Raw genomic sequence first — 24,193 nt, forward strand, 5'->3', positions numbered from 1 at the left:
TCTCAAGGAATCCCTACAAGGCTACGTGTTTCTCCGGGCAGTAGCTGGCTGGGAAATGAACGAGGGCGAAGGCCGATCCAACCATGCGCAATATATTGCGATGTGATCGACCATCGGCATGGATACGACGCCGCGCTGGTTGAGTTGAATGATGGATAGTTCCGGTTTCCCGGGATGTTCCCGTCACGCACCGAATGACTTTCATGGTGCGAGCCATGAAGCGCTGGACAAGTGCTCATGCGGTCGATGGGAGGTGGCCATCACGAGCTCACGAAGCCTGTCTACGATGACTTGCCCTATCGGCACGCGATGACATCAGCCCGCGATGCCGATGCCTTGATTTTTCCCCACTCGTTCCTCAATGCCTCGCCATTGACTGGCGGGGTCAATGGCGCGCGCGTTCACCCCTTACAGCGACACATTCGTATATGCCCATACATTCATTGACCCCATCGTGGTCCGACCCGATGCCGTCCATGCGGCCCGACGCAAGGGTTGGTTCATCCCAACCGAGCTTTGCTGACAATCGACCCCACGCATTGCCCGAAAGCTGGCACCTCATTCCGGAGTCGCCGCCGGGACCCAGGACGCGGTGGAACTTGGGAAATTGGTTCAGCCGGAGCGCAACTGGCGATCGAACCAAAAGGAGCTTGGATTCGGCTGTGCCTGAAGCGCCTCATGAATCGGCAAGCGCAAGTGAAACGTCGGTCTCGACGCCATCGGCTTGGGTCGATGCAGAGACAGATCCGGTACCCGCACCGATGGATGCGCCGGAGTGGAAACGTCCTTCATGGCTTCATGCCGGGAGTGATCACTTCGACGTGGGCCAGATCCTCCCTCCTTCGCTGATGGGTGCCGATCGCGTGCAGCTTGCCGAGCTCTTGCGTGCCACTGAGCGCGTGCAGCAGAAAGAACCTTCCCTGTCTCAGGTCATGAAGTCATTGAGCGCTGAGGGCCTGGCGGCGAGAAAGTCAGATCTCGAACGTCATCTGGCCAACTGGCTTTCCGGTTCGCTCACGCCGGGAACGAAAATCGATGATCTCTTCGTCGAGATCTATACGAGGCAACCGGTTGGCCAGAAAACGGTGGGTGGCCCGAGGAAATCCGTGCGATTGCCCATCTATGGGCCCGAAACGCGGCAACAGGTTCCCTTGTGGGGCGTTGCCATGCAGGCACATGACGGCGAGCCGGTCCCACGGGAGTACACGTCGAAGCTCGATACCTTGAGGTACGGCTCGCGGATCGTCGATGCACAAGGCAAGCCCGTGAATGTCGACATCGATACGATGCTCAATGCCCTGCGTGAATTTGACCTGGGTGACCGGGTGGTCAGGGACTTTCAAGCATCGCTGTTGGAAGGTCATCGCATCCTGGCGGATCAGGATGCGGCGGTCTTCGACTTCCATGTGATTGCAGCGTCGATCACCCGTGACATTCCCGAAGCAACCGGCACGGCATTGCGACGCTGGGCAACCAACGGCAGCGAGCCACTCTTGATCGGCGGGAAAGAATATCGGTTTCGCAGTCTGCGAATCGCCGACGTTCCCGTGGTTGGCGCCGCCGTTCTCGAACCGGAAGGGCTTTCCGATGCGGCTGTTGCGGAACCCGTGATTCTGTACATGCCGGGTCGAATGACGCTGGATGACGACCAGAGGGCCGAAGCCGGCGCGGGCCTCCTGCGTCAGTTTGATTCGGCGGCGGAGCTTGCCCGCGAACTCAAGGCAATGACGGGCGCGGATCATCCACTCCATGCCATTCTCATGCGTAGCGGCTCGCCTTTTACCCAGGATCGCTACCGGAACGCTGTCGATCGCTTCGCCAGGGATGGTGACGCATCGCTGATCGGCCTTGCGAATCTCCAGGGCAACGTCTGGGATGAGCGTGCAAGGCTACTTTCCGAGGAGCTTGTCTCCGGCGTCAAGCAGGCTTTCAAATCCAATGAATCGAAGGATCACGAGTCGCATATCGAGAGAGTGATTTCTGGATTCAGCTACTTCAATACTGCCGCATCGATGGTGCCGGTCATCGGGTTTGGTTTCGACGTGTCATCGGCGGTCAACAGTGGCATGAGTGCCTATGTCCTGGATCGCTTCGGCGACCCGGAGCAAGCCAGCCAGTTTGAGCGCGAAATGCGGATGAATGCATTTGGCGCGGCGCTTTCCCTGGTTCTCGACGTTCCCGTCGGGAGCATGGTCGGGAAGTTGTCCATCGCCCGCTTCGGTCAGGGATTGCAAACGGCCATCCGGCCCCTGACGGGCCTTGGGAAACCCTCCAGCAGGCTTGCCAGATTGCCGATGGATGCCCAGACAGGCCTGCGCACCCATCAGGGGAAATCGTATATCGCCATTCGTGGCAGCGATGGCAGGGAGCGGTTCGCCACGGTCGAGTGGGACCCCCAGTGGGAAAGCTACCGCCTGGTGAAGGACGGGGTCTTGGCCGAGCCCGTTCGCTTTGACCGGCTCGCGAAGGTTTGGAAGCCTGATCTGCATCTTTGGGCGAGGGAGGCGTCGGATGGGCAGATACTCGAAAGCATGCTTCGCCGGCGCGGTGAGTTTGAGCTGAAACCCGACGAATGGACGGAGCTTGCGGCAGGTCTCAAGTCCCTGGGTGTCGACCGCGAAGACATCCTGCATGTTCTGCACAACGATGCCAGTGGCGTGCATGCCTTGACGCCCATGGCGGCTGGTATCGCCGATGCGACGCTCAGGCACGCCGCTACACGACTTCAGGATGGAAAGCCGGTTCGCATCGGCACCTCCGTTCTGCGTGACTGGATGCTCCCGGAGATTGCCAAGGGGCGTAAAAAGCCGGTTGTCGTGCTGGCACCGCGGACGGGCAACCCTGCGCCAGGGAAGCAGTCGCGCTTCCTCGCCGGCTATGACGCGGATGGTCAGGCGCTGTCACCGGACATCTATGACGCGTCCACGCGTGTCGGTCAGGCATTTGGAGGGAGGGACGCCATCGAAGTCCAGGAAATCCTGCCGGATGTGTTCTTGTCGGAAGCCGATGTGCCGACCCATCTCCCCGACGCGCATTCGGACGTCTTCGGTGGGGTGATGCGGGCCGAGTTGTTGCCGTCGCGAACCTCGGCTGCCGACGAGCCTGTCATGCATGAAGCCTTCATCGCGTCCGTCGTTGACGAGGCTGCCAAGCTTCGCAGGCAAGTGGGTCATGCCATCGCCGTGGGCGACACGGAGGCCTTGATCTCCCGGATCAAAACGTCGCTCTTGCCGGATTCGCAGTGGCAGGGATCTTCGGGTGAACTGATTTCCCGCATGGGTAGCATGAATCGCGCGATGCATTCATCACATCGACCCATGGACGTCCAAACCGAATCGGACATTGTCCGTGGCGCACTGGATTTGGGTGACCGTGTCGTCCGCGTTGAAATCGAGCGCCTGGCGAGCGCCGATGCCGCCATGGGTTCAAACAGTGGAAAGCAGGGCGTCCCAGATACGGTTTACGGGCCTGAGGACGCCACGTCGGCCATTCGCCTGCGTGCCATCACGGATGCACAGGGCAGGGCCATCACCTACCAGCATTTTGATGACTCGTCCCAGGATTTCCGCAGCGCGGAAGGTTGGGAGGGTTCGCCGCTTGTTTCTGCGCTTGCGATGGGTGGAAAGAGCGCCGTGCTTTCCGGCCTCGCCATCACGCCGCACGAGTTTGAGAAACTGGCCGCCGCGATTCTGGATATCCGCATTGAGCATGCGAACTTTGCCTTGTCGCCGCGCTTCAGTCCCTTTGCCGTAACCGACAGCAAACTCATCGCGCAGTTGGATGATTTGTTTGCCCGGGAAATCGATGCCCATGTGGCGACGGTAACGGTAGGTGCGCAAACTTATGCGCGTGTTGGTTCGACATCAGGCCGGGATACGTACTTCCGCGTGAGTATCGGGGCTCAACGCACCTACGAAATCCTGAACACGCGTACGGATGCGGCGGGGCGAGGCACGGGTGTCGAGATGTCGCGTGAAATGCAACTCTGGCACCCGATCGATGGTGTCGTGGGAGGCGTCGCCATCACCATGGCGAGCGACGTGCGCATGCTGCCCATCCAGGGTGTCGACTTCAAGGGGCCTGCCTATCGCGTGGGCTCGATCAAGGAAGATGGGATGCATCGGGCCATCGAGGTGGTTTACGAGGTGGAAACCGGCCATTGGATTCGACGTTTCGATGTCAAAGAGCTGATGCTCAATCGCGGACTTTTGGCGCATCTGGAACGCGGGGGCGGCGTGAATCCGTTTGAAGGAGCTGTCCCGGGCGCGGCTGGCGGTTCAGGGCTGATCACTCTGAAAGAGTGGCGCGAACGGACCCAGAAGGTCTTTAGCCAACCCAATGCTCCGAGGGAACAGATCAAGGAGATCATCTCGGGCATTCAGCGGTATCGGCTCACCAAGGCCGGAACCGACAATTTCGAGATGGTCCCGCCAGACAGGTGGTATCGGTCGAAGAAGGTGCCCACGTTGGAGGAGCGCCGGGCGGCGCTGGAAGCGCTGGGCGTCGATCCGGGTTATGCCGATCCGGACTTGATACGAAAGCTCACGCGTGATGCGGACGGGCAGCCGATGAAACAGCCCATCCGTCCGCTGCTTTATCACGGATGGTGGGGGCCGCTCGACATACCGGAGGATTTCTATGGCAACTTGAAAGGCGCCGGCGAGAGCTTCAGGGCGGGATTCAAGGATCTACCGGGCAACGTCGAGCACCACATCTACCTTTCATCGGAATACCGCGAGGTTTTCAACCGGAACAAGCTGATCCTGGAAACAAAGGTGCCAGGCCTTGAGGTGATTGAATTCGAGACGTCCCCGCTTCACACCCTGATTCATCAGGTTGAGGACGGCAAATACTCGAAGCTCTACTACGCGGCAAAGAAAACCGGTGGTCCATCGGCCGTTGCCGACTTTGTACGCTGGTTCGCGGCGGCACAATGGCTCGACAAGGATGGGAACCTGTTGTGGTCGGGTGGCGGGCAGTGGGGAGATATGGATGACGTATTCACCCGGCCGCTGACCGAGGCGGATGTCAGTGCGTTTCGAGGCGATGCGTTGTTGGGCGGGCTGGTATCGCATGAGGGTCTTGGCATGCAGGCCATGGTCAACACCAACGCATTTGGCATGCGGGCCGGGCACCCCTTGGCGAAAGCGGTACTCGATAAGTGCCTCAGGCTCCTCGACATTCACGGCCCGTACCTCGATCAGCCAAAGCCTGCGCCTGGCACGCCGGCTTATGCGAAGTACGCAGCCGTTCGCGCCAAGGTGTTTGGTGGCCCGCTCGCGCTCGATCTGGTGATCGTTGGCGAGAATTCCCCGGTCCCGATCGCTAAAGTTCGCGTGGATGTTCAGCGTGCCGCGTATGAGCACGGTGTGATCCTGGCACCGCAGCTGCTCAAGGATGCATCCGACACGGTGGGCTTGGGGTACGTCAATATGGGCAGTGAAAACAGCTGGCGGAATGCCAGGAAGAAATAGTCGTCGCCACAATGAATCACGCCCCTTGCGGGGCGTGATTCATCAGGGTATTTACGCTTCCACTTCGTCCTTGTACGCATCCACCGGGATGCACGCGCACATGACGTTCTTGTCGCCGTAGACGTTGTCCACGCGAGCCACCGGCGACCAGTACTTCTGCAGCTTGAGGCTGGGCAGCGGGAAGGCGGCCAGTTCACGCGGGTAGGCGTGCGTCCACTCGCTTGCCGTCACCATGGTGGCGGTGTGCGGGGCGTTCTTCAGCGGGTTGTCTTCGCGATCCAAACGGCCGTCTTCGATCGCGCGGATCTCGTCGCGGATCTGGATCATCGCGTCGATGAAGCGATCGAGTTCGTGCTGCGATTCGCTTTCGGTCGGCTCGACCATCAGCGTACCCGCCACCGGGAAGCTCAGCGTCGGCGCATGGAAGCCGAAGTCGATGAGGCGCTTGGCGACGTCTTCCGCGCTGATGCCGGTGCTGTCCTTGAGCGGGCGCAGGTCGAGGATGCACTCGTGCGCCACCAGGCCATTGCGCCCGGTGTAGAGCGTCTCGTAATGCGGGGCCAGGCGCTTGGCGATGTAGTTGGCGTTGAGCAAGGCCACCTGGGTGGCGTGGCGCAGGCCTTCGGCGCCCATCATGGCGATGTACATCCAGCTGATCGGCAGGATGCTGGCGCTGCCGAAACTGGCCGCGCTCACCATGCCGACGTCGCCTTCGCCACCGAAGGTGCGCGGCAGGAACGGTGCCAGGTGCGACTTGACCGCACACGGGCCGACGCCGGGGCCGCCGCCGCCGTGCGGGATGCAGAAGGTCTTGTGCAGGTTGAGGTGCGAAACGTCCGAACCCCACTTGCCCGGCTTGGCAACGCCGACCAGCGCGTTCATGTTGGCGCCGTCGGTGTACACCTGACCGCCGTGCTTGTGCACGATGTCGCAGATGGCGACCACGTCTTCCTCGAACACGCCGTGCGTGGAGGGGTAGGTGATCATCAGTGCGGCGAGACGATCGCTGTACTTTTCGGCAGCGCGGCGGATGTCTTCGACATCAACGTTGCCGTTGCTGTCGCACTTGGTCACCACCACGGTCATGCCGCACATCTGCGCGGACGCCGGGTTGGTGCCGTGGGCCGATTCCGGGATCAGGCAGATGTCGCGGTGATCTTCGCCGCGCGAGCGGTGGTAAGCGCGAATGGCGAGGAGGCCGGCGTATTCACCCTGGGCGCCGGAGTTCGGCTGCAGGCTGACGGCGTCGTAGCCGGTGCATTCCACCAGCATGGCTTCCAGCTCGTCGATCAGCTGCTTGTAACCCTGCGTCTGGTCGGCCGGGGCGAGCGGATGGATGTTGCCGAATTCCGGCCACGTCACCGGGATCATCTCGGCGGTGGCGTTGAGCTTCATGGTGCAGGAGCCGAGCGGGATCATGGTGCGATCCATGGCCAGGTCCTTGTCCGACAGCGAGCGCATGTAGCGCAGCAGCTCGTGTTCGCTGTGATGCGTGTTGAACACCGGGTGCTCGAGGAACTTGCCCTGGCGCAGCAGTGCCTGCGGGATGGCGTCGTGCACCTGCGCATCGAGCTCGTCGATGTTGTCGATGCAACCGCCGAACAGCGCCACCAGCTTGCAGACGTCGTCGCGCGTGGTGGTTTCGTCCAGGCTGATGCTGACGCTGGTGCCGTTGATAGCGCGCAGGTTGATGCCGGCGGCGTGGGCCTTGGCGTGCACGGCGTCAGCGTCGATGCCGGTGACGTGCAGCGTGTCGAAGAAGTTCATCTCCAGCGTCACGCCGGCCTGGCGTAGCGCAACGGCGAGGATCGCGGCGAGGCGATGCGTGCGGCGCGCAATGCGGGCGAGGCCTTCCGGACCGTGGTACACGGCGTACATGCTCGCCATGACGGCCAGCAGCACCTGTGCGGTACAGATGTTGGAGGTGGCCTTCTCGCGACGGATGTGCTGTTCGCGCGTCTGCAGGGTCAGGCGGTAAGCGGCCTTGCCTTCTGCATCGACCGACACGCCGATCAGGCGGCCCGGCATGGAGCGCTTGTAGGCGTCGCGGCAGGCGAGGTAGGCAGCGTGCGGGCCACCGAAGCCGAACGGCACGCCAAAGCGCTGGCTGTTGCCGATGACGATGTCGGCGCCCCACGAGCCCGGCGAGGCAATCAGCGTGAGGGCGAGCAGGTCGGTGGCGACCGAGACCAGGCCGCCGCGCGCGTGCACGGCATCGGCGGTGGCCTTGTGGTCGTGAATCGCACCGAAAGTGTTGGGGTACTGCAGCAGTACGCCGAAGCTGTCGGTGGTGGCGGCGTCAGCGGCCGGGCCCACCTTCACTTCGATACCCACGCCATCGGCGCGGGTGTGCAGCACTTCGATGGTCTGCGGGTGCACGTCGTCGGCGACGAAGAAGATGTTGCTCTTCGACTTGGCCGAACGCTTGGCCAGGGTCATGGCTTCGGCCGCGGCGGTGGCTTCATCCAGCAGCGAGGCATTGGAGATATCCATGCCCGTGAGGTCGGCGACCATCGTCTGGAAGTTGATCAGGGCTTCCATGCGGCCCTGGGAGATCTCGGCCTGGTACGGCGTGTAGGCCGTGTACCACGCCGGGTTCTCGAGAATGTTGCGCAGGATGACGTTCGGCGTGAGCGTGCCGTAGTAGCCCTGGCCGATGAAGCTGCGGAACACGCGGTTCTTGTTGGCGATGGCGCGGATCTTCGCCAGCGCGTCCTGCTCGGTCATGGGCGAGGCCAGGGCCAGCGGCGCGGCGGACTTGATGTTCGACGGCACGATGGCGTCGGTCATCGTCTCCAGCGAGGCGTGGCCGACCACCTTGAGCATATCGGCGATTTCGGCGTCGTTCGGGCCGATGTGACGTTCGATGAAGGCGTGATGATGCTCGAGGTCGCGCAGGGTGGGGTTGGCGTTCTGGCTCATGACTGGGGCGTCCGAAAATAGCCGGCAAAGGCTGGACGTGCGTGCCGCACGTGGGGCGCCCCTCTGTCCTTTTGCCTGAGAGTTTGGAAGCGGATCGCTTCGTGCCCCTTCGGCGCCGGATTGAACCGGTCTCTCCAGAGTGTTTAGCGCGTGGTGGTATGGGAGCCTGAGCGATTACGGGCGTTGCGCCTTCGGCAGCGGATCCAGCCGCTTCTCCCACCATGCGCTTAAGCGGGCGATTATACCTGCCGGTTGTCGGATTTGGCTCAGCTGGATGCCGGGGCGGGCCGACCCCATGTAAGGAACCGGGACGCCGACCCCACGGCGCCCGGGTTCTCAAATCATCACGAGATCAAAGGATTTATCCGTATATGAGTGCCGCACCCTTCAAGCTCCGCCACATCGACCACATCGTCCTGCGGGTCATCGACCTGCCGTCCATGCTGGATTTCTACCTGAACGTGCTCGGCTGCACCGAGGAGCGGCGGCAGGAGGAGATCGGGCTGTATCAGCTGCGGGCGGGTTCGTCGCTGATCGACCTGGTGCCCCTGGACGGGAAACTCGGCCGCATGGGCGGGCAGGGGCCCGGAGCGGAAGGCCACAACGTTGACCACATCTGCCTGGCCGTGGAGGGATATGACGAGGTGGCGATCCGGACTTATCTGGACGCCAAGGGGGCTCGGATCGGCGAGTCGGGCTCGCGCTACGGCGCGGAGGGCGAGGGCCCGTCGCTGTACCTCTACGACCCGCAGGGGAACATGATCGAGTTGAAGGGGCCACCGGCGGTCTGAGGCCGCCAGGCGCGGCTTAGGTAGAACTGCTTACCTTCGCGCCGGTGCTTCTACCGTTGTACCGGTAGAGCCCGGCGCCGACAGTGGTTGCAACCCCCTCGATGGCCGACGGTCATGGTCCGGTTGAGCGATTACCCGCTGCTGCTGTTCGTCATCTGCTTCGTCATCCTCACCTGCGCCGCCTTCGCGGGCCGGCGCTGGACCTCGCGGCGCAAGGAGTTGCTCGACGAAGCAAGCGAGACGTTTGGCGTCGTGCAGGCGGCCTCGCTGACTCTGCTGGCGCTGCTCATCGGTTTTACGTTTTCGATGGCGATCAGTCGCTACGACCAGCGCAAGACCTACGAGGAAGAGGAGGCCAACGCCATCGGCACCGAGATGGCGCGCCTGGATCTGATCGACGACAAAGCCCAGCCGCTGGCGAAAGCACTGCTGGCCAAATATCTGCAACAGCGCATCGCGTTCTATCAGGCACCCAATGAAACCGAGGCCTCGCGGGTTCTCGTCATCCAGGCGGGGATCGAAACCCAGCTGTGGAAAAGCGTGGTCGATGCCGGCCGGGAACGCCGGGATCCCATCACGGGCCTGGCCGTCGCTGGGATGAACGATGTGCTCAATGCATCGGGTTACACGCAGGCTGCGTGGTGGAACCGGATACCGCGTTCGGCGTGGCTGCTCTTGCTGGTGCTGGGCACGTTCGCGAACCTGCTGGTGGGCATGGGAGCAAAGAACGCGCGCAAGGCGCCGAGTCTGCTGGTGATCATGCCGTTCTTTGCGGCGATGTCCTTTGCGTTTATCGCAGACATCGATGCACCGCGTGGCGGGTTGATCCGGGTGGTGCCGCAGAATCTGATCGCGGTGATGGATTCACTGAAACCGGCGCCGTGATTTTCCAAACGCCAGAAACAACAAAGCCCGCATCGCTGCGGGCTTCGTTTATTATTGGTGCCCAGGAGAGGACTCGAACCTCCACGGTTTTACCCGCTAGTACCTGAAACTAGTGCGTCTACCAATTCCGCCACCTGGGCAGGTGTCCCGCGCTTAATTCAAGCTGCGTGAGCCGCGTAGATTAGGCACAGTGGGAGGGGTTGTCAACTATTCTTTCACTCGATTTTTATCGCGCCGGGTTCGAACTACGCCGGCGCTCCCCATCAAGGCTGATAAGTGACCAAGAAAAACAAGGACAAGAAGATCCCTGCCGTCAAGGCAGGACGTAGCGCCAGCAAGGCTCCGAAGGCTGCGGCCAAGGGCGCCTGGGGCGACAGTTTGCCCGCGCTGCCGCCGCTGCCGCCGCTCGCTGGCAAGCGCGCGAAGAAAGCATCGGCCATCGCGCCGGCCGCGCCCATGCGCAGCAACGATCCGCAGGCCGAACGCGAAGCGCAGCGCTATGAGCGCCCGATTCCCAGCCGCGAGGCGATTCTGACGCTGCTGTCCGAGCGCGGCGAATTGCTGACCGAAGCGCGCATCGCCGAGGCGCTGGAACTGTTCGACGAATACGATCTCAATGCACTGCGCAAGCGCCTGGGCGCCATGGTGCGTGACGGCCAGTTACTGTTGGGCCGTCGTGGTGGCTACGCGCCGACCAACAAGCTCGACCTGATCCAGGGCCAGGTGCTGGCCAATGCCGAGGGCTACGGCTTCCTGCGGCCGGATGACGGTGGCGAGGATATCTATCTTTCGCCGCAACAGATGCGATCCGTGCTGCACGGCGATCGCGTGCTGTGCAGCGTGGTGGGCATGGACCGTCGCGGCCGCAAGCAGGGTGCGATTGTCGAAGTGCTGCAACGTCGCTCGCCCCGTCTGGTCGGGCGTGTCGTGGTCGAGAACGGGGTGACCGTGGTGGCGCCGGACGATCGTCGCCTGCACCAGGACATCCTGATTCCGCCCGGCAAGGACATGGGGGCGAAGAACGGCCAGATCGTGGTCGCCGAGATCACCGATCCGCCGACCAACTACCGTGGCCCGCTGGGCACGATCCTTTCCGTACTGGGCGAACGCCTGCAGCCGTCGCTGCTGGTCGAGATGGCCATTGCCAGCCATAACCTGCCCCATGAGTGGCCGGACGATGTGATTCGCGATGCCGCGCGGGTCGAACCTCAGGTGACGGCGGCCGAGCGCGAAGGGCGCGTCGATCTGCGTTCGTTGCCTTTGGTGACCATCGACGGTGCCGATGCCCGTGATTTTGACGATGCCGTCTATGCCGAGCCGCGTCGCGGTGGCGGTTACCGCCTGATCGTGGCGATCGCCGACGTGTCGCATTACGTGAAGATTGGCGCCCCACTTGATCGCGAAGGTTACGAGCGCAGCACGTCCACCTATTTCCCCGGCTTCGTGGTGCCGATGCTGCCGGAGACGCTGTCCAACGGCATTTGTTCGCTGAATCCGAAAGTCGACCGCCTGTGCATGGTGTGCGACATGGTGGTGAACGAAGAGGGCGAAGTCACCAAGTCGAAGTTCTACGAGGCGGTGATGTATTCACACGCACGCCTTACCTACGACAAGGTGTGGGCAGCCGTCGGTCTCGAGGACGCCGACACCCAGCACGAGCTGGCGGACGTCATGCCGCAGTTGCGACATCTGCACGATCTGTACAAATCGATGGCTGCGCAGCGCAAGCGCCGTGGCGCCATCGATTTCGAAACACCTGAAGTGAAATTCCGACTCGACAACACGGGCGACGTGGTTGCCATGGGTGCGACCGAGCGTAACGATGCGCACAAGCTCATCGAGGAGTGCATGATCGCCGCCAACGTGCAGGCGGCCATGTTCCTGGAGAAACGCAAAATTCCTGCGCTCTACCGCGCCCACGAGCCGCCGCCGGAAGAGAAGTACGAAGACCTCCAGCAGTTCCTGCGCGAGTTCAAGCTGCGCATGCCTCCGGTAAGCGAAGTAACGCCCGGCGATTTCGCCGATGTCCTGCGCATGGTGCACGACCGTCCCGAGCGCGAGCTGATTCAGTCGGTATTGCTCCGTGCCCAAAGCATGGCGGCCTACCAGCCCGAAAATCGCGGGCATTTCGGCCTGGCACTGGACGCATACGCACACTTCACGTCGCCCATCCGCCGCTATCCCGACCTCCTTGTCCACCGGGCCATTCGCTACGCGTTGACGGGCGGCAAGCCGTCCGACTATGCGTACAGCCCTGCGCAAATGGCGGCGATGGCGATTCATTGCTCGCAGCGCGAACGTCGTGCGGAAGAGGCGGAGCGCGATGTGGACGAGCGCTACAAATGCGCATGGATGTCCAAGCATATTGGCAGCGAGTTCAATGGCACCGTCACGGGCGTCACGTCGTTCGGCTTGTTCGTGGAGCTGGATGAGTCGAAAGTGTCTGGCCTGGTGCATATCAGCCAGCTCAGCAACGACTATTACCACTTCGATCCGGTTCGCCACTTGCTCAAAGGTGAGCGCACCGGCGCTCAGTTCCGCCTGGGCGACCATGTGCGCGTGCAGGTGCTGCGCGCGAGTCTGGAGGATCGCAAGATCGACTTCCGGTTGGTCGGTCGACGCGAAGCCTTCGTGCCGCCGGCGCGTGCGGCGCGTTCGTATGACTACGCCAATGCCGGCGAGCGCTATTCCTTGCCGAAGCGCGCGACAGGCGGGGCGCCTGCGCGGGATAATGCGCGCGATGGAGCGCCACCGTTCCGCGACAAGAAAACACCCAAAAGCGGCGTAAAGGCCAAGGCGGCACCGGGCAAGGACAAAGGCAAACCCAAACCCAAGCCCAAGGCCACCAGGATCGACAAGGCAAGCAAGCCCAAGCCGCCAAAAGCGGCCAAGCCCGGCAAGAACAAAGGCAAACGATGAGCGAGAGTTGGATCGTCGGGATCAATCCCGTGGAAGGTGCGCTGAGTAATGATCCGGAGCGCATCAAGGAAGTGCTGGTCGAGAATGGCCAGCGCAATGCGCGCGTGCATGAACTGGCCGAGCGCGCCAAGGCGCTGCGTATTCCGGTGCATCACCGTCCGCGCGAGCAGTTGGAAAAGGTCGCCGGCGAAGCGCGTCACCAGGGTGTGGTCGCGCTGTATGTGGCCCCGCCGATGCGGGGTGAAAACGATATCGAGAGCCTCCTGGAGGCAGCTGGCAGCGAAGCGCTGGTACTGGTGCTCGATGGCGTGACCGATCCGCACAACCTCGGTGCCTGCCTGCGCAGCGCGGCTGCCGCCAACGCAACGATGGTCATCGTTCCGAAGGATCGCGCCGTCGGCCTGACGCCGGTGGTGCGACGTGCCTCCGCCGGTGGCGCTGACCGTGTGCCGCTGGTTGCCGCGACCAATCTGGCTCGTGCGTTGCGCACGCTCAAAGATGCGGGTGTCTGGATCACCGGTCTGGCCGGTGAAACCGACACATCCATTTACGACGTGGACCTCAAGGGCCCCGTGGCCCTCGTGCTCGGCAGCGAAGGCGAGGGCATGCGTCGACTCACCCGCGAAACCTGCGACTTCGTCGCGCGGATCCCGATGCCCGGCGTCATGGAGAGCCTCAATGTCTCCGTGGCCACTGGCGTTGTCCTGTTCGAAGCCTTGCGCCAACGAGGGAAAACACGATGACCTTCCTGTGGCATGACTGGGCCGGTTACATCGGCGTCGTACTGGTGCTGCTTGCGTTCCTGCTCCTGCAGGCGCGCAAGGTGCATGGCAATGGCATCGTCTTCCAGCTGATGAATGTGCTGGGGGCGATCGGCGTGATGTTGTCGCTGCTCTTTGGCGTGATGAACTGGCCGTCCTTCATGATGCAGGTGGCCTGGTTAGCGATCGGCGTTTACGGCATCCTCAACAGCGCGCGCGTGCGTCGCGAGCTGCGGGATGTCGAGCGCAAGATCTCGACCTGAATAGCGGGTCAGGCAGGCGTCGCCGCGGGTGATAAAATAAGCGGACCGGCGCAGTCCGGTCCGGCGGGGACGACCCTGCTGCGTTTCGTTTCCGCGGGGACGGCCCTGCTCATGCAAGACAGCCGTCCCGGTCGCGTTGAATGACTTCCGCTGGACCTGCGTTGACGGCTCTCAAGGAGTGGCGTCATGGCCTGGATCTATCTTTTCTTTGCCGGTCTGTTCGAAATCGGTTGGGCCATCGGCCTGAAATACACCGAGGGCTTTTCGAAGCTTTGGCCGACGATCGGCACGCTTGCCGCGATGACGGCGAGCATCATCCTGCTGGCGATGGCGGTGAAAACGCTGCCGATCGGTACCGCTTATGCGATCTGGACGGGCATCGGTGCGTTGGGTGCCGTGATTCTCGGTATCGCGCTGTTTGGTGATCCGGCGACGCCGCTGCGCCTGCTGTGCGTGGCCTTTATTCTGGTCGGCATCATTGGCCTGAAGCTGACGAGCGCGTGATCGGCGAAAGCTTCCCCTTCGGTGCGTTCGCACCGAAGGGGGAGGTGCCAGAGCTTTACTCCTTGCCGCCCAGCTTCGTCATCTCCGGGCTGGAGGTGAAGTCGCGCTTGCTGCGCTGGGTGTTCAGCGGCTCGCCGTGCACCTGGAACCAGATGTTCTCGGCGATGTTGGTGGCGTGGTCGCCGATGCGCTCGATGTTCTTCGCCATGAACAGCAGGTGGGTGCATGGCGTGATGTTGCGCGGATCTTCCATCATGTAGGTCAGCAGCTGGCGGAAGTAGCCGGTATACGCTTCGTCCAGGTCAGCGTCGTCCTTCCATACCTGGTAGGCCCGTTCGGCATCGCGGTCGCGGTAAGCGATCAGCACTTCGTTCACTTCCGCGGCGGCCAGCTCGGCGAGATAGGCCAGGCCGTTGGTCGGGGCGATCGGTGCCACCATCGACAGCGGAATCGAGCGCTTGGCCACGTTGGCAGCGTAGTCGCCGATGCGTTCGATATCGGCGGCGATGCGCAGCGCTGCGAACACGTTGCGCAGGTCACCGGCGATGGGCGCGCGCAGGGCGAGCAGACGCACGACGTCGTGGCTGATTTCCTGCTCGAGCAGGTCGATCGCGTCATCGTTGGCGACCACGCGCTGGGCGGCGCGCTCATCGCGACGTTCAACCACGTCGATGGCCGACTCAAGCTGACCGACGGCCAGCTGGCCCATGCGCACGATCTCGCCGGTCAGACGGGTCAGTTCGTCGTCATAACTCTTGATGATGTGTTCCTTGCTGCTGCCGCTCATAAGTCTTCTCGAGAAGAGGGAATGGTGAATGGAGAATAGGTACAGCAGGGCGGGCTTCTGCGATTCCCGATTCCCGATTTCCTATTCCCGGCTCTCTTAGCCGAAGCGTCCGGTGATGTAATCCTCGGTCTGCTTCTTGGTCGGCTTGGTAAAGATTTTCTCGGTGCGATCGAACTCGATCAGCTCGCCAAGGTACATGAAGGCGGTCAGGTCGGACACGCGCGCCGCCTGCTGCATGTTGTGCGTGACGATGACGATCGTGTACTCGCTCTTGAGCTCTTCCACCAGCTGCTCGATGCGGCCAGTGGCAATCGGGTCGAGGGCGGAAGTTGGTTCGTCGAGCAGCAGTACTTCGGGCTTCAGCGCAATGCCGCGGGCGATGCAAAGACGCTGCTGCTGGCCGCCGGAGAGGCCTAGCGCGTTCTGCTTGAGCTTGTCCTTCACTTCGTCCCAGAGCGCGGCACTGCGCAAGGCCTGCTCGACGCGAATGTCCATGTCGGCGCGCGACAGGCGCTCGTGGTGGCGAATGCCGTAGGCCACGTTCTCGAAGATGGTCATCGGGAACGGTACCGGCTTCTGGAACACCATGCCCACCTTGCTGCGCAACTTGTTCATCGAGTAGCGCGAGTCGAGGATGTTCTCGTTGTCCAGGATGATCTCGCCCTTGGCTTCGAGCTTGGGGTAGATCGCGTAGATGCGGTTGAAGATGCGCAGCAGCGTTGACTTGCCGCAACCGGACGGACCGATGATGGCCGTGACCTTCTTCTCCGGGATATCCATGTTGATGCCTTTCAGCGCATGGAAACCGTTGTAGTAGAAGTGCAGGTCGCGCACCTGCAGCTTGGTCGGTGCCAGCGGCGTCGACGTGGCCGTCGGCTGCGGATGGATGCCTGCGGCGGCGGACTCAGTCATGGGACACCTTGTTGCGAGAAAGGATCAGACGGGAAACGAGGCTCAACGCCAGCACGAACATGGTGATCACGAATGCACCGGCCCAGGCGATGGCGTTGATCGCCGGATCCGGGTCCTTGGTGTACTCGTAGATCGCCTGCGGCAGCGAGGGCATCTTGTCCATCGGGTTGAAGGTCATGAAGTTGTTGCCGAAGGCGGTGAACAGCAGCGGCGCGGTTTCGCCGCTGATGCGCGCCAGGGCCAGCAGTACGCCGGTGATGATGCCCGACATCGATGCGCGCATCAGGATCTGCGTGGTTAGCTTCCACTGCGGCACGCCCAGCGACAGCGCGGCTTCGCGCAAGGTCGAAGGCACCAGACGCAGCATTTCATCCGTGGTGCGCACAATGACGGGCAGGGCGATGAGCGCGAGGGCCACGCCGCCGGCAAAGCCGGAGAAAGTGGTCGAGCCGTTGGTCAGCGCGGTCGTCGGCAACACGATGATGGTGTAGACGAACAGGCCTAGCACGATCGACGGGGCCGACAGCAGGATGTCGTTGAGGAAGCGGATCGCTTCGCCCAGGCGCGTGCGGTTGGCGTATTCGGCCAGCCACGCACCGGCCATCACGCCGATGGGTGTGGCGATGGCGATGCCGATGAAGTTGATGATCAGGCTGCCGACCATGGCGTTGGCCAGGCCGCCGTTTTCGCGATACACCGAAATCTTGGTGAACAGGTTCCAGTTCATCGCGCCGATGCCCTGGCGCAGCGTTTCCCACAGGATCCAGGCCAGGAAAACCAGGCCGATCAGGGTGGCGAAAGAGCTGAGGCCAAGCGCAACGACATTCGTGATGCGACGCTTGAGATAGAGCGCGGACGATTTCATCAGCGACCCTCCTTGTGGGCAAGGCGACGCAGCATGAGGCGGGCGATCAGCAGCACGATGAAGGTCACCACGAAGAGCAGGAAGGCCAGCGCCATCAGCGAGGATTTCTGGAGGCCAGCGGCCTCACCGAACTGGTTGGCGATAGTGGATGCGATCGACGCGCCCGGATCGAGCAGGGACGGCGAGAGCTTCATCTTGTTGCCGATGATGAAGGTCACGGCCATCGTTTCGCCGAGCGCGCGGCCGAGGCCCAGGAAAATGCCGCCGATCACCGCCGAGCGCGTATAGGGCAGCACGATGTCCCATGCCACTTCCCAGGTGCTGGAGCCCAGCGCATAGGCCGACTCCTTCAGGCGCGTCGGCACGGTCTGGAACACTTCGCGCATCACCGAGGAGATGAACGGGATGATCATCACCGCCAGCACGATGCCCGCGGTAAGCACGCTGCCGCCGAAGGGGTTGTCGTTGCCGAACATCTTGCCGATAAATGGGATGTGCTCGGCGACCCACGACACCTTGCCGTCGTCCGGTTCGTTACCGAGGTAATTGGTCAGCCAGGGTTTGATGTGATCGGCGAAGAACGGGGCGAAGATGAAAAGGCCCCACATGCCGTAGATGATCGAAGGAATGCCCGCCAGGAGTTCAATGGCCGAGGCCACGGGGGTGCGCAGCCATGCCGGCGCGACCTCCGAGAGGTACAGCGCGATGCCGAAGCTCACCGGAACGGCGATCAGCAGCGCGACAAACGAGGTAACCAGAGTGCCGAAGATCGGAACGAGCGCACCGTAGCGGTCGTCGCTGGGGTTCCATTCGCCACTGGTGAGGAATCCGAATCCAAACGTCGAGAAGGCTTCGCGGCCGCCCCACAAGGTAGCGCCGGCGGCGCCGAGCAGGCTGGCCAGCACCAGCAGGGCGCAGGCCTTGAGCATCCACCCGAACAGCTTGTCATCGCGGGCGTCCTTGCGGGCGCGCGTTTCCTGGGCGATCGGTACGGCTGCGGCAACCTGGTTCATGGGGAATCGGTCCATCCATCTCTGCGGGGCCGGTTGTACACGCTAACCGGTCGACATGACGCGTATGTGGCGTCTCTTTCAGCAACAAGCCGCCCCATCGTCCGAGGGGGCGGCCTGGAAGTGCATCCGGCCTGCCGGCGCCATGACGGCGCCGGCATGGTGGAGATTAGTGCTTGAACTCGCTGCCCCAGTACGCCTGGATCTTCTTGACCAGGGTGTCCGGCAGAGCGACGTAGTCGAGCGAGGCGGCGTCCTTCTGGCCGTTCTCGAGCGCCCACTTGAAGAACTCGAAAGCCACCTTGGTGTGCTCGGCGTTCTTCGGCTTCTTGTACATGACCACCCAGGTGGTGGCCGTGATCGGCCATGCCTGCGCGCCCGGGGCGTTGGTCATGATGACGTTGAAGTCCTTGGCGCTGGTCCAGTCCGCGGTGGCGGCGGCAGCGGCAAAGGCTTCGGCGTTCGGCTTGATGACGGCGCCGGAAGCGTTCTTCAGGTCAACCCAGGCGATCTGGTTCTTCACGGCATAGGCGTATTCGACGTAGCCGATCGAGCCCTTGATCTGCTTGACGTACTGCGACACGCCTTCGTTGCCCTTGCCACCCACGCCGGTCGGCCACTCGACGGCCGTGCCGAACTTCACCTTGTCAGCCCACTCCTTGTTGACCTTGGAGAGGTAGTTGGTGAAGTTGAACGAGGTGCCCGAACCGTCCGAGCGATGCACGACGGTGATCTTCTTCGCCGGCAGGTTGAGGCCCGGGTTCTGCGCCGTGATCTTGGGGTCGTTCCAGGTGGTGATCTTGCCCAGGAAGATGTCGGCCAGGGTGGTGCCGTCGAGCTGCAGCGAGTCGGCCTTGATGCCGTCGATGTTCACGACCGGCACGATGCCGCCAACGACGACCGGGAACTGGCCCAGGCCGAACTTCTCGAGGTCTTCAGCCTTCAGCGGAGCGTCGGTCGCGCCGAAGTCGATGGTGCCTTCCTTGATCTGCGCAACGCCGGCGCCCGAACCCACCGACTGGTAGTTCAGCTTGTTGCCGGTCTTCTCGGCGTACGCGGCGGACCACTTGGAAAGCACCGGGTACACGAAGCTCGAACCCGCGCCGGTGATGTCCGTGGCGTGGGCCGACATGCCAAACATGGATGCCGCGGCGAACGCGACGGTCGCGCCGAGGCGAGTCAGAGAATGCTTAGAGGTCAACACGGTGGCTCCTTAGGAAAAGGGTCTCGGGGGATTCCCGCCCGGCCGTATTTCATGCGCGCCGTGTTGCAATGAAATGAGTTAATTGTTTCAGCTATATGACATCGCGCCCCGGGCGAGCCGGAGCCTGGCCTGTGCAAGGGTGTTTCGAAGCCCTGTTTTTCGTTGCCGTACAGTCGCTTGCGTTGGCTTTGTGGCGCGTGCCCGCGAGCCGTCACGCGATGCGATGGCGCACGTTCTGTAACGGTGTTTCTTGCGATGGGCCGGCCGCAAACGGGGGCGGCGCGCCCGGGCGGGGGGTCAGATGACGCCCAGGCCGATGTGCTCGCGCTCGAAAGTCTCAAGTCGGCGCCACCGATTGACGATAGTGCAGAACAGCTCGGCGGTCCGTTCGGCGTCATAGATGGCCGAGTGGGCTTCCCGGGTATCGAAGACGTGCCCCGATGCCTGGACGGCCTTGCTCAGTACGGTCTGCCCGAAGGCCAGGCCGCTCAGGGTCGCGGTGTCGAAACTGCTGAAGGGATGGAAAGGATTGCGCTTGTGACCGACGCGACGCACTGCGGCGTTGAGAAAACCCAGGTCGAACGCCGAGTTGTGGCCCACCAGGATGGCGCGCTGGCAATCGGCGTGGCGCATGGCCTCGCGAACGGCCTTGAAGATATGGTCCAGCGCGAGGCGTTCATCGAGTGCGCCACGCAGCGGGTTGTCCGGATCGATGCCGGTTACTTCCAGTGCTCGCGGGTCGATATTGGCGCCGGGGAAGGGCTCCACATGGGCCGATACGGCCGGGCGTGGGCGCAGGTAGCCATCGGCATCCATGTCGAGCGTGATGGCCGCAATCTCCAGGAGGGCGTCCCGCTCGGCGTCGAAGCCGCCCGTCTCCACGTCCACGACGACCGGCAGGAAGCCGCGGAAGCGCTCGGCCATGCGGCCGGCCATGCTGTTGCAGAGATTCTCCATCGGCGAAGCATACCAGCGGCCCCCGGATGGCCCCAACCGTTAGCACGGCGTCATGGGGATGTTTCAAAAAGGGCGGCGCTGTCTTCGATCTGTCACACAACTGGCATCGAAGCGTAAAGGGTCGATTCCAGACTTTCCGACAATTCCTACAAGCCTGGTCGCCGAAAGGGGGCGGTCCAGGTCACAACTACCAACATGCGGAGAACACCCATGCGTTCCAAGTTGCTCGCGGTGGCAATTGCTGCCGGTTTGGGCGTCGTCAGCTTCCACGTGGCCGCTGAACCGGCCCAGGCCAAGAAGGTCGCGAAGCCGGCTGCCCAGGCGGAGTCGTCCAAGAATGCCGAAATCGAAGCACTGAAGGCCCAGCTCGCCGAGCTTCAGGCCAAGGTCGCTCAGCTTGAAGAGCGCACGGACGCTCAGTCCGACATCAACGTCAGCACCGGTCAGAACGTCGAGGCCGTGCAGAAGGCCCAGGCGGCCAGCGACAAGAAGGTGTCGAGCGTCGAGAAGTTCGTCAACAACACGAAGATCAGCGGCACCATGTTCTTCGACCTGACGAATGCGAACCACAAGGAACACACCGCCAACGGCATGCAGGAGAAGGACGGCCATGGCTCGGTGAACGGCGTGGGCTACGACGTCAAGCGCTTCTACCTGTCGGTTGATCACACCTTCGACGACGTCTGGTCGGCTAACCTGACCACCGACTTCAACTACCAGTCGACCCTGAGCCAGACCAGCCTCTTCGTGAAGAAGGCCTACGTGCAGGGCAAGTTCGATCCGCTCTTCACGGTCCGCTTCGGTGCGGCCGACATGCCGTGGATTCCGTTCGTCGAGAAGTGGTACGGCTACCGCTTCCTCGAGAACACCATCACCGATCGCAGCATCGACGGTGGTCGCGGTACGGTGGGCGTGGCGCCGCAGGGCGTGGGTTCGTTCGGCAACTCGTCCGACTGGGGTCTGCATGCCCTGGGCGCGACCGCCGGTGACAACGCGATCAACTACCAGCTGTCGGTCGTCAACGGTCGCGGCTTCCGCAACCCGAGCCGCTCGCAGAGCGTCGACGTGGAAGGCCGCTTCGGTTACCAGCCGATTGAGCAGATGGTCATCGCCGTCGGTGGCTACAGCGGCAAGCGCGGCAATGACGTCCAGAACGGTGCCCCGACGCAGAACGCCACGCGTGGCGACTTGCTCGTGGCCTACCGCGACAAGACGTTCGGCGTGGGTGCTGAGTACTTCAATGCGAAGAACTGGGACGATGTCCTGAAGAACAACGTGCCGACCGCTGTCGTGAACCGCGACAAGGCCGAGGGTTATTCGGTCTTCGGCGACTGGAGCTTCGCACCGCAGTGGGCTCTGTTCGCTCGCTACGATCACGTGGAATACAAGTACTGGGCCAATACCGGTCCGCACAATGAGCTGAAGGACACCTACTACAATGCCGGTGTCTCGTACGACGTGCTGAAGAATTTCAAGCTGGCGTTTGCATACAAGTACGACAAGATGGAAGGGCCGACGGTCAACTTCCCCTACAAGACGAACGAAATCGGTTTCTGGGGTCTGCTGACCTACTGATCGGTTTTACGGGTATCGGAAGGGAGTTCTACCCACGGATGGAGCTTTTCGGAACGGCGGGCCTCGGCTCGCCGTTTCTTTTCTTGGCGATGGCAGGTTTGAACATCGGGAACGGAAAAGGCGAGCCGAAGCCCGCCTTTCCCATTCCGCGATCAAATGAATCAGTAGTTGACCTGCAGCTGCAGCCTCACCAGATCTCCCTTGATGCGCGCATACGGCGCGGCCGTGACATTCGTTCGGCGCATGTTGGCGTAGAGCAAGGCGATTTCCAGCGCAGCGTTAGGCTGCCATTCGGCGCCAAATTCCAGATCGTTGACCAGCATCGACGGCGCATTGGTATCGAATTTGGATGCGCCGTTGTACGTCTGCCATTTCACGTAAGGCATCAGCGTGCCGTACGAGCCATCCAGCTTGTACATCGCCTGGACGTAACCGCCGCGCAGGGACTGCGTCCGGATCTGCTTGCGCGCGACATCCAGCTCGGGGCCGCGTCCGACAGTCCATTCCGCCTGGAAGCCAAAAGGCTGCGGGTAATAGATTGCGTGCACGGCAACGCGTTGATCGAGCGACCCGTTCGCCGAGGCGGCAACCGTGGGTGTAAACGTCTGGCCGCCGATGCTGACCGCCGTCGGCGTACCTACCTTGTAGCGCCCGGAGTATGCGTCGGCGCCGACTTCGAAGTACTGCCCATTGGCAAGCTTGAACGGGTAGGTCAGGTGAAGCACGGTGTGCAGCTTGTTGTTTTGTTCAGCGCGATTGGCGCCCTGGCCGTTGTAGAAGCCCAGGCCAACGACGCCGTAGTCGCCGGAGCCTTTCAGGCCCGACTTGACCAGGTATCCGAAGCGTTCGCGTGTTTCCTTGGGCGCGTAGTAGAAAAAGACGCCCAGGTCGCGTTCGTCGCGAACGCCTGAATTGAGCGCATCGGCACGGTCCGGCGCAATGCGATTCTGGCTGGACTGCAGGTTTTCCCAGCCGTAGGGCACCTTGGATTGTCCGGCGCGTGCGCGGAATTCCTTGTCTTTGTCGAAATAGATATCGGCATAGGCGTCGCGCAGCTGGGCAAAGTTGCTCGTACTCGAGCCTGACGGGGTGCTCGCGAAATCGGGTTGCAGATAGATCGATACGTTGTCAGCGACGTCGCCACTGACCACCAGGCGCGCACGGCGAATGCCGAAATTCTGGTTGTCGCCGAGGAAGCGGTCACCGGGCGCGCGAAGATCCGCGGCATCGCCACCGACGCCCTGGTTGAGGCGCAGCTGCGTGTAGCCGCGCAGGGAGAGCTTGTCGTACCACTTCTTTGACGAGGTGGTGCCGGGCGTGGGTGTGCTGGCTACGGTGGGGCTGGCTTGCACGTGTGTACTGGATGCGGGCGATGCGGCGATCGCTGTGACCTCAGCAGGCCCGGCTGAACCTTCTTCCACCTGCTTGAACGTACCGAGCTTGACCCTGTCCGGGCCAGGCTGTGCGTAGATCTGCTGCGTCTTGCGGTCGACGTACAAGTCGATGGTGTTGGCGAAGAGCTCCTGAGTGAAGAGGCCGGCCGTAGCCAACCCGATTGTCAGGGCAAGTTTGTTGGGTTTCATGCTGGGTCCTGGGAAGTAGGTTCAGCCCGGTTTGGAGGCGCAAACGGTCCCGGGGCGAGTCCTTTCGGCGCTCACCGGTGGTCATGCTTGCGATGCAGGTGGCATGGCTTTCGCTGTTCGATGGGCTCTGCCCCGACGACAGAGCGCAAGAACTTGCGGAAACCGGGCGGGAGACTAGGGTGCGCGCATGTCTCTTTTGTGACATCCGGGAGTCGCAATCACATCGGGTGGCGCGGAACCATCTTCGTTAACTGATTGTCTTTAGGCTGAATTCGGCGATGTGAATCTGAATAGGGCGAGTCCGATTCTTCAGGATCGTCGTTTTCTGTCACAAAAGTCAGGTAAAGTCCCTTGCCATAGACATCAGGTTATTCGTATCTTTTTGCGATGCATCTTCCCCGTCCCTCCCGAGTCCTAGTCGTCTGGATGGCATGCCTCTTCGGCGTGCTGGTGACGCTTGCCTCGATGACGCAGAGCATCAGCAAGTGGCCGACCTCCGGCTCCTCGCTGACCTCGGTGTCGTGGGTGGGGCAGGATTCGGCCGACAAGGCCGGTGATCTGGACGGCGGCAGTTTTGTTGTCGACGATCAATGCCTCGACGACATCATGGTCGAGCCATTCCCGTGGGAGGCCTCGCATGTGCGCGCTCCCGCCGTTGCCATCGGACACGCACCCGTGCTCCGTGAGAGCCCTCTGGGCCTCGTATCCCCACCTCCTGAGGTGTAATCCCCGCGCGTAGGCTCATTGTCGGCAGCTCGGCTGTCGCAGTGAGATGTTGCGT

17 protein-coding genes, 1 tRNA gene and 1 riboswitch are annotated in these 24,193 nt (G+C 62.3%); of the genes, 9 read left to right on the forward strand and 9 right to left on the reverse strand.

Going from position 1 to position 24,193, the window contains the following annotated elements; all coding sequences use genetic code 11:
- Positions 1-662 precede the first annotated feature (662 nt).
- Entirely contained in the window at positions 663-5,474 is a 4,812-nt protein-coding gene (locus EYV96_RS00875) for a DUF6543 domain-containing protein (protein WP_131406529.1), read from the forward strand.
- A 51-nt stretch (positions 5,475-5,525) separates the two neighbouring features.
- Here EYV96_RS00875 and gcvP read toward each other — a convergent pair whose 3' ends face one another.
- Positions 5,526-8,396, reverse strand: a complete 2,871-nt coding sequence (gene gcvP, locus EYV96_RS00880; RefSeq protein ID WP_131149648.1) for an aminomethyl-transferring glycine dehydrogenase — start codon at positions 8,394-8,396, stop codon at positions 5,526-5,528.
- Between the two features lie 53 nt (positions 8,397-8,449).
- Positions 8,450-8,544, reverse strand: a riboswitch (glycine riboswitch).
- A gap of 223 nt (positions 8,545-8,767) precedes the next feature.
- Between gcvP and EYV96_RS00885 the strand changes: the two genes are divergently transcribed.
- Complete coding sequence (locus EYV96_RS00885) at positions 8,768-9,187, forward strand: VOC family protein (protein WP_131149649.1); 420 nt, start codon at positions 8,768-8,770, stop codon at positions 9,185-9,187.
- A gap of 114 nt (positions 9,188-9,301) precedes the next feature.
- Positions 9,302-10,072 (forward strand): bestrophin-like domain, encoded by a 771-nt coding sequence (locus EYV96_RS00890; protein WP_131149650.1) that lies wholly within the window; start codon positions 9,302-9,304, stop codon positions 10,070-10,072.
- 55 nt (positions 10,073-10,127) lie between these two features.
- On the opposite strand, the gene EYV96_RS00895 is transcribed toward EYV96_RS00890, so the two are convergent.
- Positions 10,128-10,212 (reverse strand) — tRNA-Leu (locus EYV96_RS00895).
- Between the two features lie 316 nt (positions 10,213-10,528).
- Here EYV96_RS00895 and rnr point away from each other — a divergent pair.
- The 4 genes from rnr (at position 10,529) to sugE (ending at position 14,519) form a co-directional block, all read left to right on the forward strand.
- Positions 10,529-12,991: a ribonuclease R gene (gene rnr, locus EYV96_RS00900; RefSeq protein ID WP_131151436.1), complete on the forward strand. Its 2,463-nt coding sequence runs from the start codon at positions 10,529-10,531 to the stop codon at positions 12,989-12,991.
- Positions 12,988-13,734 (forward strand): 23S rRNA (guanosine(2251)-2'-O)-methyltransferase RlmB, encoded by a 747-nt coding sequence (rlmB, locus tag EYV96_RS00905; RefSeq protein WP_131149651.1) that lies wholly within the window; start codon positions 12,988-12,990, stop codon positions 13,732-13,734. Before rnr ends, rlmB begins: the two co-directional genes overlap by 4 nt.
- Positions 13,731-14,015, forward strand: a complete 285-nt coding sequence (locus tag EYV96_RS00910; RefSeq protein ID WP_131149652.1) for a CBU_0592 family membrane protein — start codon at positions 13,731-13,733, stop codon at positions 14,013-14,015. The genes rlmB and EYV96_RS00910 overlap by 4 nt, the downstream gene beginning before the upstream one ends.
- A 186-nt stretch (positions 14,016-14,201) precedes the next feature.
- The gene (gene sugE / locus EYV96_RS00915; RefSeq protein ID WP_131149653.1) at positions 14,202-14,519 is read left to right on the forward strand and encodes a quaternary ammonium compound efflux SMR transporter SugE; all 318 of its coding nucleotides are present in this window, start codon (positions 14,202-14,204) and stop codon (positions 14,517-14,519) included.
- Between the two features lie 55 nt (positions 14,520-14,574).
- On the opposite strand, the gene phoU is transcribed toward sugE, so the two are convergent.
- The 6 genes from phoU to rnt form a co-directional block, all read right to left on the reverse strand.
- Positions 14,575-15,306, reverse strand: coding sequence for a phosphate signaling complex protein PhoU (phoU, locus tag EYV96_RS00920; RefSeq protein ID WP_131149654.1), 732 nt, complete (start codon positions 15,304-15,306; stop codon positions 14,575-14,577).
- A 96-nt stretch (positions 15,307-15,402) separates the two neighbouring features.
- A complete protein-coding gene (pstB, locus tag EYV96_RS00925; protein ID WP_131149655.1) occupies positions 15,403-16,218 on the reverse strand; it encodes a phosphate ABC transporter ATP-binding protein PstB in 816 nt (271 codons plus the stop codon).
- Positions 16,211-17,083: a phosphate ABC transporter permease PstA gene (gene pstA / locus EYV96_RS00930; RefSeq protein WP_131149656.1), complete on the reverse strand. Its 873-nt coding sequence runs from the start codon at positions 17,081-17,083 to the stop codon at positions 16,211-16,213. Before pstA ends, pstB begins: the two co-directional genes overlap by 8 nt.
- A complete protein-coding gene (gene pstC, locus EYV96_RS00935) occupies positions 17,083-18,096 on the reverse strand; it encodes a phosphate ABC transporter permease subunit PstC (RefSeq protein ID WP_131149657.1) in 1,014 nt (337 codons plus the stop codon). Before pstC ends, pstA begins: the two co-directional genes overlap by 1 nt.
- 166 nt (positions 18,097-18,262) lie before the next feature.
- The gene (pstS, locus tag EYV96_RS00940; RefSeq protein ID WP_425478688.1) at positions 18,263-19,297 is read right to left on the reverse strand and encodes a phosphate ABC transporter substrate-binding protein PstS; all 1,035 of its coding nucleotides are present in this window, start codon (positions 19,295-19,297) and stop codon (positions 18,263-18,265) included.
- Between the two features lie 297 nt (positions 19,298-19,594).
- Complete coding sequence (rnt, locus tag EYV96_RS00945; protein WP_131149658.1) at positions 19,595-20,254, reverse strand: ribonuclease T; 660 nt, start codon at positions 20,252-20,254, stop codon at positions 19,595-19,597.
- A gap of 210 nt (positions 20,255-20,464) precedes the next feature.
- On the opposite strand from rnt, the gene EYV96_RS00950 reads away from it, so the two are divergent.
- Positions 20,465-21,829 (forward strand): carbohydrate porin, encoded by a 1,365-nt coding sequence (locus EYV96_RS00950; protein WP_131149659.1) that lies wholly within the window; start codon positions 20,465-20,467, stop codon positions 21,827-21,829.
- Positions 21,830-21,990: 161 nt separating this feature from the next.
- Here EYV96_RS00950 and EYV96_RS00955 read toward each other — a convergent pair whose 3' ends face one another.
- Complete coding sequence (locus EYV96_RS00955; protein ID WP_131149660.1) at positions 21,991-23,412, reverse strand: porin; 1,422 nt, start codon at positions 23,410-23,412, stop codon at positions 21,991-21,993.
- Positions 23,413-23,838: 426 nt separating this feature from the next.
- On the opposite strand from EYV96_RS00955, the gene EYV96_RS00960 reads away from it, so the two are divergent.
- Entirely contained in the window at positions 23,839-24,138 is a 300-nt protein-coding gene (locus EYV96_RS00960; RefSeq protein WP_131149661.1) for a hypothetical protein, read from the forward strand.
- The last annotated feature ends 55 nt before the right edge of the window (positions 24,139-24,193 follow it).

Origin of the sequence: Dyella terrae (assembly GCF_004322705.1) — a bacterium.
In the GTDB taxonomy this organism is placed as follows: Bacteria; Pseudomonadota; Gammaproteobacteria; order Xanthomonadales; family Rhodanobacteraceae; genus Dyella_D; species Dyella_D terrae.